Origin of the sequence: Pedobacter sp. (assembly GCF_041662865.1) — a bacterium.
Taxonomy (GTDB): domain Bacteria; phylum Bacteroidota; class Bacteroidia; order Sphingobacteriales; family Sphingobacteriaceae; genus Pedobacter.
The window spans coordinates 21,577-32,964 of sequence record NZ_JBAZRL010000039.1; the positions used below are offsets into that span (position 1 = coordinate 21,577).

Genomic DNA, 11,388 nt, shown 5'->3' on the forward strand with positions numbered 1-11,388 from the left:
TTACTTGAAAAGCTTTTATATTTTTTAACTGGTTAAAATCTTATACTACAACTTGGTGTTCTTTAGCTGCTAAATAACGTTCTGCATCTAATGCAGCCATACAACCAGAACCCGCAGCTGTAACCGCTTGACGGTAATAATGATCTTGTACATCGCCACTAGCAAATACACCTTCTATATTAGTTTTAGAAGTACCTGGAATAGTTTTCAAATAACCGGTATCATCCATATCTAACCAACCTTTAAAAATATCTGTATTTGGCTTGTGTCCAATCGCTACAAAAAAGCCTTCCACATCAATAATTTTAGATTCTTTTGTTTTGTGATTAAATACGCAAACACCTGTTACGTTTTTACCGTTACCCATAATTTCAGTAGTTTCTGTATTGTAAATCACCTCAATATTTGGGGTATTTAATACGCGATGCACCATTGCTTTTGAAGCACGAAACTCATCTCTTCGCACTAACATATATACTTTTTTACACAATTTAGCTAAATAAGTAGCTTCTTCTGCAGCGGTATCTCCAGCTCCAACAATAGCAACATCTTGTCCTTTAAAAAAGAAACCATCGCAAACAGCACAAGCCGAAACGCCGAAACCGTTATATTTTTGCTCGCTTGGTAAGCCTAACCATTTTGCAGTTGCACCGGTGGCGATAATTACAGTATCGGCAGTAATTGTTTTAATTTCATCAACCACAACTTTATGTGGTAATGCGGCAAAATCTACAGAACTTACATAACCAAATCGGATTTGAGTTCCGAAACGCTCTGCTTGTTTTCTAAAATCTTCCATCATTTCTGGGCCCATAATCCCATCAGGATAACCTGGAAAATTATCTACATCTGTAGTTTGAGTTAACTGACCACCCATTTCCATTCCAGTATACATTACGGGTTTCAAATCTGCACGAGCTGCGTAAATTGCGGCTGTATATCCTGCTGGACCAGACCCGATAATTAAACATTTTACATGTTCTATTTCTTGTTCTTGAGACATTCTTTTATGTTAATAATGCAAATTTAAGCTTTAAATTGGAAAGGGCAAAGCTGAATAGCAAGCCGAAAGTAAAAAGAATAAATCTCTAGTAAATTGTAATTTATTTGCCTTTATTGGCTTTAAGAATTCTTAAAAAATTACCGCCCAAAATTTTAGTAACCTCATTTGGCTTATATCCTCTTTTGAGCAAAGCTGATGTTATTTTTGGATAATCTGCCGCACCATCTATACCCAAAGGAAATGATTCGGCACCATCAAAATCAGCACCTAAACCAACATGATCTATTCCAATCACCTTTACGATATAATCGATGTGATCGATTAATAACTCAATAGATGGGCGTGTTGCATCAGCATCTGCTTTGTGCAAAGAAATTAAGGTATCAATCGCATTGCTACGACCATATTTTGTACTTAAGGTTTTTAGTTCACTATCGTATTTATTAAAGAATATTTTCTGTTTTGCATCGAAAGTTGAATCTAAAAATCCGCTATAGAAATTAAGTGAAATTACCCCTCCATTTTTACCTACAGCTTTAATTTGTTCATCATTTAAATTTCTAGCAACAGGATTTAGAGCATAAACACAACTGTGTGATACCAAAACAGGTTTTTTAGATTCTTTAATTGCATCAAAAAAGGTTTTAGTACCAACATGAGAAAGATCTACTAACACGCCTAATTCGTTTAATTTATGTACAACTTGCTTTCCAAAATTATTTAGTCCGGCATTTTCTGGCTTCACTTTTCCTGAAGTTTCTTCCGCTGCAGAACTTGCCCAAGATGTGCTGTTATTCCAAGTTAGCGTAAGATAAATCATTCCTCTTTGAGCCAATTTCTCTAAATTATCTAAGCTATTTTCAACCATGTGTCCACCCTCTACTCCTATCATGACAGCCATTTTTTTTGCGGCAACAGCCTGTTCTAATTCGGTAGCATTTCTGACTAAAGTAATCTTATCAGGATACCTTTTTATCAAACTGAATAAAGAATCGATTTCCTGATTGGCAACAGCATAACCACCTTTTTCATCACACCAAATAGAGAAAACCTGTGCGTCAAGCCCTCCTTGTTTAGCTCTAACTAAATCAAAATTTCCTGTTTTTTGCAATTTCCCAATATCAATCCCCGATTTTATTTGATTGAACAAGATATCACCATGTGTATCTACTACAATTGCTTGCTTATGAATTGAGATTGAATTTTGCGCAAAACCATTTGATGCAAAAAGTAAAAGGAATAGGTAGAGATACTGTTTTTTCATGATTTACTAATTGGTAGTTCGTTTTCTCTTTTTGTTTTGTTCTTTTATCAACACACTAGATTTTAAATCCCCATTTTCATATATATCCTTTCGTGTACCATCCAAAGAAACCCATTCCCCTTCTTTTTTCCCATTCACATAATTTCCACCCTCTTCCACATTTCCATATTTATCATATGTTTTAAATTCTCCATTTAACTCTCCATTTACATAATTTTGAGTACTTAAAACATTTCCGTCAGGATAAAAAAGCATCCATTTGCCTTGTTCAACTCCATGTACAAAATTTCCTTGCTGACTTAAAAATCTAGTTTTTCCTTTTAGGTTAAAATTAGCTCTATGAGTATTGTTAAAAGTTTCAATATCCATATAGAAATTAAAATATCCATGTGGAGTACTCAACGTTTCATCTTCATATGACCCAGTTTGTATAAGATTATCATACAAATCGTATCGTTTGAAAGTCCATACGTTTTCTGTACTTACCTTTCCGTAAATCGCATAAGAAGTTGCTTCATTTCTATCTGTAGTAACTTGATTACCGTTAAAATATAATGGCGCAACTTGGGCATAAGCACTTATAGAACCAATAAGTAAAATAAAAACAATTAAAAATTTTCTCATTTGTAAATACAAAAATAGTTTATTTTTCTTGTCTAGAGGTTAGTATACCATTCACGTAAACTTCTTTTTTTCTTGTATCATAAATCCATTCGCCATTTTTTAATCCAAGTTTATAAACGCCAGAAGTTACCACTTTTCCATTTCTATTAAAAATTTTAAATTCACCATGCTTAAGACCTTCAACATAATTAGTTATACTAAATATTTTTCCATCTGGAAAAAAACAAACCCACCTGTTAATCTTTTTGCCATCCGCATAATCTCCTTGTTCTGATAAAAAACGATATTTATCCTTAATATAAAAGTTAGTATGGTTTTCCTCATTAAAATCATCTAATTCGTTATACAATAAAAATCTCCCGTGAGGTATTGTTAGCTTTTCATCTTTATAAAACCCTGTTAATAGCAAGTTATCATTAAGATCATACACCTTAAGTACATATAGGCTTTCTGTACTTAATTTACCAGCTACGCCGTAAGAAGTAGCCTCATCTTTATTTGTAGTAATACTATCTCCAATAAAATAAATTGGCTTTACTTGAGCATAGGATGACACATAGAATACAGAACTAAATAGAAAGATGAGAATTCTTTTCATACCTTAAAATTAAAAAACTAAGTCTGTATAATACCAACATTAAAAGCTTTTTTTATTGGCGATTGATTAGCAGCTTCGATACCCATTGAAATCACTTTTCTGGTTTCTAACGGATCAATTATACCATCTACCCATAAACGAGAAGCCGCATAATATGGTGTGGTTTGACTATCATATCTGTCTGTAATTTCTTTTAATAATTCGGCTTCTTTTTCTGGTGTGATAATTTCTCCTTTTGATTTTAAAGACGCTTCTTGAATTTGTAATAATACTTTTGCTGCTTGTGAACCGCCCATTACTGCAATTTTAGCACTTGGCCACGCGTAAATCAAACGTGGATCATATGCTTTTCCGCACATTGCATAATTACCAGCGCCATAGGAATTACCAATAACGATAGTAAATTTAGGCACTACAGAATTTGCAACGGCGTTTACCATTTTTGCACCATCTTTTATAATTCCACCTTGTTCAGAACGGCTTCCCACCATAAAACCAGTTACATCTTGTAAAAAAACCAAAGGAATTTTCTTTTGATTGCAATTCATTATAAACCGACTGGCTTTATCTGCACTATCCGAATAAATTACACCACCAAACTGCATTTCTCCTTTCTTAGATTTCACCACTTTACGCTGATTAGCTACAATACCAACTGCCCAGCCATCAATTCGAGCCAAACCGCAAATAATACTTTGTCCAAATAACGCTTTGTATTCTTCGAGTTCGGAATTATCTACCAAACGGTGGATTACATCTCTCATATCATATGGTTTCTCTCTATTTTCAGGTAAAATACCATATAATTCTTGTTCATCTAGTTTTGGCAAAGCCGATTTAATTCGATCAAAACCAGCATTTTCGGGAGCACTCAACATACTCATTATCTTACGAATGCTATCTAAGCAAGCTTTATCATTAGGATGTTTATAATCGGTAACTCCAGATATTTCACAATGCGTTGTTGCACCGCCCAATGTTTCATTGTCAATGTCTTCGCCTATGGCCGATTTAACTAAATATGAACCTGCTAAAAACACAGAGCCAGTTCCTTCAACAATCATCGCCTCATCACTCATAATTGGCAAATATGCGCCACCAGCAACGCATGAACCCATAATTGCAGAAATTTGAACAATTCCATCAGCTGACATCAGTGCATTGTTTCTAAACATTCTACCAAAATGTTCTTTATCAGGAAAAATTTCATCTTGCATAGGTAGATAAACACCTGCGCTATCTACCAAATAAATTACAGGTAGACGGTTTTCCATCGCAATTTCTTGTGCTCTCAAATTTTTCTTAGCCGTCATTGGGAACCAAGCACCAGCTTTTACAGTAGCATCATTAGCAACAATCATACATTGCCTGCCAGAAACATAACCAATTCCTGTTACCACTCCCGCACTTGGGCAACCCCCTTCTGCAGCATACATGCCATCTGCAGCAAATGCACCCAATTCTAAAAATTCTGTGTCTTTATCTCTTAAATAGTCAATGCGTTCTCTAGCTAAAAGTTTACCTTTTTGCTTTTGTTTTGCAGCATTTTTTTCTCCCCCGCCTGCATATATTTTTTTTAGCCTAGTTTTAAGTTCATAAACTAGTTGCTTATTTACATCTTCATTTTTATTGAATTCTATGTTCATGCTAGCAAGTTAAATTATAAATTTTTAAAACTAAAACCTGTAATGGTATTTAGTTCTGCGTTGGTACCTAATATGCTAAATTAACTTTTTAAACGTTTTTCATAGCATGCGATATTTAACACTAATCTTCTGTTTATTTTGTTGGCAATTTAGTGCTGCACAAACATTCATGTACCCAAAACTTAGTGCCCAAGGAAATGAAATTAACTCTTTAACTCCTACTAACTGGAACGTAATAGATACTGCATTTGGCGATTTAAATAATGACAAATTAGAAGATTTAGTGTTGGTGCTTGAATTTAACAACCCAATTATTGAGAAAAGAGCGTACGGCGATGGAGAAACGGAACTAATAAAAGAATTTCAAAAACCTAGAATTTTAGCTGTTTATTTTAAGGATCAACGTTCGGGTAAATATAAATTCGCATTGCAAAACAATAATTTCATTCTTCGCTCGCAAGAAGGCGGCGAACTAGGTGAGCCTTTTAAAAATCTAACTATTCAAAACAATTGTTTAAATCTAGCTTTTGAAGGTGGTAGTAATTGGCGTTGGAAATTAAATTACCAGTTTAAATACCAAAATAAAGATTGGGTTTTAACTCAGGCCAATAACATTTATTATAATATCATATCTGGTGAGATGACAGATAAATTATATGATTTTTCAAATAGAAAAATGAAACTGACCACTGGAAATATATTTGCAAGAAATAATGCGAATGAAGTGAGTGAAGAAACACTTAATTTTCCTCAATTACGAACTTTAAACAACTTCAAAAAACCATGGACTTGGGAAATTACAAAGGATAATTTTTTGTAAAAATTCTTTAAGAAATCGCCAAAATTATTTCTCTTTAATTTGATATGTTTGGGTAAATAAATCCTAGCACGAATTTAAGCATAAACACCCCTGCATTGTTATTTCCTGCAATTAGTTTAATTATGCTCGCTTATACTAATCGTTTTTTAGCTTTAGCTAGCTTGGTTAGAAACTTGCATGAAAAATACACAGTTGAAAAAAATGAAAACAGGGCTTTACACAACCAAATTAAAAATTTGCGTTATAGATTACGCTTGATTAAAAACATGCAAGCTTTTGGCATCTGCAGCTTTATTTCATGCATATTTTGTATGTTTTTTATTTATTTAGAAAAAGAAGTTGTTGCTGAAATCTTATTTGCAATAAGCTTATTGTTCTTTATTGCATCGTTATTTTTATCCTTAATAGAAATCCAATTAAGCACTAAAGCTTTAGAGTTTGCACTTAGCGATATGGAGTTAAAAGATGCATCATTAGTACAGTACATCAAAAATAAATTTGATAAGGACATTAAATAACAATGATATTTGAGTAATTAGATTAAATTTCTATCTCTGAACCAAACATCATCTGGTGCAGCTGTAAAATTTTGCATTTTGGTTACTAAAACCGTAGCATCTATTTCATTAAAGACTAAATCTCTATTGGTTTGTTTTAAAAATCGATGTTCAACCATTACATCCATTTGTTTAAACAGATGATCGTAAAAACCATTTACATTTAATACACCAATTGGCTTACCGTGCAGCCCTAATTGTAGCCAAGTCAAAACTTCAAATAGCTCTTCTAGCGTACCAAAACCTCCAGGCAAAATTACAAAGCCATCAGCAAGGTCTACCATCTTTTGCTTGCGTTGATGCATGTTTTCAGTAATTACCATTTCGGTTAAACCTTTATGACCAACTTCTTTATCCATCAAAAATTGAGGAATTACACCTGTAGCTTTGCCATTGCGTTTTAAAATCTCATCAGCAATTACCCCCATTACACCTACACTACCTCCACCAAAAACTAAGGTGATATTTTGTGAAGCCATAATTTCTGCTAAATCTTCAATTGCTTTTCTTAAAATTGGATCACCATTAAAATTGGAGCCGCAGTAAACACAAAGTGATTTTATTTTTTGCATGAATATTATTTTGGCATAAAACTACAAAATTGATAGTTATGTAATTTCTAAAAGTTTTAAAAAAGAAAGAGCGGACAAAGACCGCTCTAACTAATCCTAAACTAGAATATTTCGTAAACAAGCCACCAAGGCAATGGCTGTATATTTTAAATTAATAATCTTAAAATGTACAACGTATTATAGTTCCATACGTTCTTAAATCTTTTGAAGGTAAAAAATCTTATCTTGTATAATTTGGTGCTTCTTTAGTAATTGTAATATCGTGAGGATGACTTTCTCTCATACCTGCAGCAGTAATTTGAACAAATTGTGCTTCTTGCAATTTTTCAATAGTACCTGCACCGCAGTAACCCATACTGGCACGTAAACCGCCAACATACTGATACATTACCTCTGCTAAAGTTCCTTTAAATGGCACACGACCAACAATTCCTTCAGGAACTAATTTCTTAATATCATCTTCTACATCTTGAAAATAACGATCTTTTGAACCTTGCTCCATCGCTTCAATAGAACCCATTCCACGATAAGATTTGAACTTACGTCCTTCATAAATAATTGTTTCGCCTGGTGATTCTTCCACTCCAGCAAATAACGAACCTGCCATTACTGTACTTGCTCCTGCAGCAATCGCTTTAGAAATATCGCCTGTATGTTTAATTCCACCATCTGCGATAACAGGAACTCCAGTACCTTTTAGTGCCTTCGCACATTCGAAAACGGCATATAGTTGTGGAACACCTACACCAGCAATAATTCTAGTTGTACAAATAGAGCCTGGACCAATACCAACTTTAACTGCATCTGCGCCGGCTTCTGCTAAAAACCTAGCGGCTGCTCCTGTTGCAATATTCCCAACAATTACCTGTAAATCAGGATATTTTGCTTTAACTTCTTTTAATTTATCAACCACTCCTTTTGAATGACCATGTGCGGTATCAATTGTAATCACATCTACTCCAGCTTTTACTAATGCGTCTACACGTTGCATAGTATCTGCCGTAACTCCAACTGCGGCACCTACACGTAAACGACCTCTTTCATCCTTACAAGCAGCTGGATAATTTTTTACTTTTTGAATATCCTTGAAAGTGATTAATCCACATAAATAGCCTTCTGCATTTACTACAGGTAGTTTTTCGATTTTATAATTTTGAAGAATTTCTTCTGCTTGAATTAGATTTGTTCCTTCTGGAGCTGTAATTAAGTTTTCTTTTGTCATCACCTCTACAATAGGTTTCGACATATTCTTTTGAAAACGTAAATCACGATTGGTGATAATCCCCACCAATTTATTATCAGTGCTTACTACTGGAATACCTCCTATTTTATGCTCTTTCATAATTTTAAAAGCATCGGCGACAGTAGAGTTTTCTAATAATGTAACTGGATCTTGAATCATACCGCTTTCCGAGCGTTTTACTTTACGAACTTCTTCGGCCTGTCTTTCAATCGTCATATTTTTATGAAGCATTCCCAAACCTCCATTTTGTGCAATGGCGATTGCTAATTCAGCTTCTGTAACTGTGTCCATAGCTGCAGAAACCAAAGGTACATTTAGTTTGATTTTTTTGGTTAAAAAAGTGCTTGTATTCACTTCACGGGGTAAAATTTCCGAATATGCAGGCACTAATAATACGTCATCGTACGTTAAACCAGTAGCAATAAATTTTTGGGGATCGAGTTGCATAGCAAATAAATTAGGAGTTATTATTTGCCAGGCAAAGATACAACATAATCATCAATATAAAAATATCATTACGTTTTGTTGTACTTAAAAAGAATTGAGCATCTTTAGTGATTAATCAAATTTTATGAAACCATCATGAGCATACCACTAACAAACAACAATGAAATATGCTCATGATAGCTTCCACCTTTAAAAACAATAATATTCTGATGAAAAAACTAGCATTCTTACTTTTCGTTTCAATTTTTAGCATTCAAGCTTTTGGTCAAAATTTTAAATATGCTTTTGTGACCGATACACATATAGGTAGTGCAAATGCGGATGAAGATTTAAGAAGAACTGTTGCAGATATCAACAACCAACCTGAGTTAGAATTCACCATTATTACAGGAGACATAACCGAAATGGGCACCAATGAAGAATTGAAATTGGCTAAAGAAATCTTATCAGGATTAAAGAAACCCTATTATATTATGCCAGGCAATCATGATACAGGCTGGTCTGAATCTGGTGGTGTTACTTTCATCAAAGAATTTGGTTACGATAAATTTACGTTTGATTATAAAGGTTATCGCTTTATAGGTTGCGCTTCTGGACCTTATGTACGCATGTCTGATGGTCACATACCAAGAGATGCGACCGTTTGGTTGGATAATATTTTGAAGAAAACACCTAAAGATATGCCAATCATTTTTACCAATCACTATCCTATTGACAACAGTTTAGACAATTGGTATGAGGTTACCGACCGATTAAAAACTAGAAATATTCAATATATCATTTGTGGTCATGGTCATAATAATCATCAATATAATTTTGAAGGGATTTTAGGTACAATGGGACGTTCTAACTTGAGAGCAAAAGATAGTATTGGTGGATACAATGTGGTAAACATGACAAAAGACACTGTATATTTTTCGCTTAAAAAACCAACACAAGAATTATTATCTCCTTGGCGAAAAATTCCTTTGAAAACTTTTATTCATCAAACTTTAAAAGCATATGAAAGACCGAATTACGATATCAATAAAAAATATAGTGGTGTTAAAGAGTTGTGGACTTATCATTCAAGTGCCAATGTGGTAAATACACCTGCTTATAGCAATAACTTAGTTGTTTTCGGAAATAGTATAGGTTTAGTTGAGGCTTTAAATAGAACTACTGGGAAAAAAGTATGGACTTTCAGTACAAAAGGAGCTATTTATTCATCACCTGTAATTAAAAATCAGCTAGTTATTTTAGGTTCTGGCGATGGAAATATATACGCGTTGAATATCGCCAATGGCAAGCAAGTTTGGAAAGTTGAAACATCAAATTCTGTATTAGGATCGCCAGTAATTGATGGTAATATGGTTTTTATAGGGGGAAGTGATCATAGCTTTAGAGCTTTAGATATTAAAACTGGAAAAGTAATTTGGAAATTTGATGGTGTGGAAGGTGCTATTGTTGATAAACCATTGGTTTATCAAGGTAAAATTATTTTTGGTGCTTGGGGAAGACATTTATATGCTTTAGATATCAAAACAGGGGGTTTAGTTTGGAAATGGGATAATGGCAATGGAAATAGAATGTTTTCACCAGCTATGGTTACACCAGTTGCTACCAAAGGAATAGTTTACATTGCTGCACCAGATCGTTTTTTAACCGCAATAGATGTAAACAGTGGTCAAACTTTATGGCGAAATAAAGAAGCTACGGTAAGAGAATCAATTGGTTTATCTGCAGATAGTAGTACGATTTATGGAAAAACCATGCAAGATGAAATTGTTGGTTATAAAACTCAATCCACTGACCCTGGCGTGGCTTGGAGATTAAATGCAGGTTTTGGTTATGAGCATGTTCCTTCTATGCTAATTGAAAAAGAGGGCAAAGTGTTTTACGGAACTAAAAATGGAGTAGTCTATGCTTTTGATCCAAAAACAAAACAAAATTTATGGTCTCATAAAATAGATAATTCGATGATTAATACCGTAAATGTAATTGATGGAAAAAACATTTTAGTGAGTACAATGGACGGAAAAGTAACAATTTTGCAAAACAAGGAATAAGCTTTTTTACATAACTATTTTAATACATAATTTAACTAACAATATTTACTAGGTTTTAAAGAAACTTATAAATATGTTTATATTATTGTATTAGATAATCGTATTCATGAAAATTAAAACTCTCCTACTCATCTTAGGGATTTCCGCGTCCCATTTAATCAGCTACGCCCAAAAAAAAGAATTTAAATTCGGAAAAATTTCTCCTGAAGAATTTCAAATCAAAGCCTCTGGTAAAGATTCTGCAGCAGCAGCTATTAAAATATTTGATGTAGGAGATTGTTATTTTGAAATAAGTCCAACTACTGGAAGTTTTATTTACGTTTATGAAAGACATATTCGTTATAAAATTTTAACTAAAAATGGATATGATTTAGCAAACTATAAAATTGGTTTGTATAGAGGAAATAGTGGTTCGAAAGAAGATCTTTATAAGATGGATGCTGCTACCTACAACATGGTTGATGGTAAAATGGTAACGAGCAAACTCAATAGAGATGCAAAATTTACTGAAGAATTTAATAAAAAGTATACTTACAAAAAATTTGCATTGCCAAATGTAAAAGAAG

Annotated in this window: 10 protein-coding genes and 1 pseudogene; 4 read left to right on the forward strand and 7 right to left on the reverse strand. The window is 33.5% G+C overall.

Annotation, left to right across the window (positions count from 1 at the left end; translation table 11 throughout):
- Nucleotides 1-40: 40 nt before the first annotated feature.
- From trxB to WC622_RS12555, 5 genes are all read right to left on the reverse strand, one after another.
- On the reverse strand, nt 41-1,003 hold the full coding sequence (gene trxB, locus WC622_RS12535) for a thioredoxin-disulfide reductase (RefSeq protein WP_372820041.1): 963 nt from the start codon (nt 1,001-1,003) through the stop codon (nt 41-43).
- Nucleotides 1,004-1,103: 100 nt separating this feature from the next.
- Nucleotides 1,104-2,267: a dipeptidase gene (locus WC622_RS12540; RefSeq protein WP_372820042.1), complete on the reverse strand. Its 1,164-nt coding sequence runs from the start codon at nt 2,265-2,267 to the stop codon at nt 1,104-1,106.
- A 6-nt stretch (nt 2,268-2,273) separates the two neighbouring features.
- The gene (locus WC622_RS12545) at nt 2,274-2,891 is read right to left on the reverse strand and encodes a toxin-antitoxin system YwqK family antitoxin (RefSeq protein WP_372820043.1); all 618 of its coding nucleotides are present in this window, start codon (nt 2,889-2,891) and stop codon (nt 2,274-2,276) included.
- A gap of 19 nt (nt 2,892-2,910) precedes the next feature.
- Nucleotides 2,911-3,489 (reverse strand): toxin-antitoxin system YwqK family antitoxin, encoded by a 579-nt coding sequence (locus WC622_RS12550; protein ID WP_372820044.1) that lies wholly within the window; start codon nt 3,487-3,489, stop codon nt 2,911-2,913.
- 17 nt (nt 3,490-3,506) lie between these two features.
- A complete protein-coding gene (locus tag WC622_RS12555; protein ID WP_372820045.1) occupies nt 3,507-5,135 on the reverse strand; it encodes an acyl-CoA carboxylase subunit beta in 1,629 nt (542 codons plus the stop codon).
- Between the two features lie 169 nt (nt 5,136-5,304).
- Between WC622_RS12555 and WC622_RS12560 the strand changes: the two genes are divergently transcribed.
- Nucleotides 5,305-5,955, forward strand: a complete 651-nt coding sequence (locus tag WC622_RS12560) for a hypothetical protein (protein WP_372820046.1) — start codon at nt 5,305-5,307, stop codon at nt 5,953-5,955.
- Between the two features lie 95 nt (nt 5,956-6,050).
- A complete protein-coding gene (locus WC622_RS12565) occupies nt 6,051-6,473 on the forward strand; it encodes a DUF2721 domain-containing protein (RefSeq protein ID WP_372820047.1) in 423 nt (140 codons plus the stop codon).
- A gap of 17 nt (nt 6,474-6,490) precedes the next feature.
- Here the strand turns inward: WC622_RS12565 and WC622_RS12570 are convergent, their stop codons facing one another.
- Both WC622_RS12570 and guaB read right to left on the reverse strand, forming a co-directional pair.
- Nucleotides 6,491-7,084 carry a TIGR00730 family Rossman fold protein gene (locus WC622_RS12570; protein WP_372820048.1) on the reverse strand — a complete coding sequence of 198 codons (594 nt, stop codon included), beginning with the start codon at nt 7,082-7,084 and terminating at the stop codon, nt 6,491-6,493.
- Nucleotides 7,085-7,304: 220 nt separating this feature from the next.
- Nucleotides 7,305-8,774: an IMP dehydrogenase gene (guaB, locus tag WC622_RS12575; protein WP_372820049.1), complete on the reverse strand. Its 1,470-nt coding sequence runs from the start codon at nt 8,772-8,774 to the stop codon at nt 7,305-7,307.
- A gap of 209 nt (nt 8,775-8,983) precedes the next feature.
- Here guaB and WC622_RS12580 point away from each other — a divergent pair, with 209 nt between their 5' ends.
- Nucleotides 8,984-10,822 carry a PQQ-binding-like beta-propeller repeat protein gene (locus tag WC622_RS12580; RefSeq protein WP_372820050.1) on the forward strand — a complete coding sequence of 613 codons (1,839 nt, stop codon included), beginning with the start codon at nt 8,984-8,986 and terminating at the stop codon, nt 10,820-10,822.
- 106 nt (nt 10,823-10,928) lie between these two features.
- Nucleotides 10,929-11,388 (forward strand): annotated as a pseudogene (locus WC622_RS12585) (transglutaminase); the annotation flags it as partial.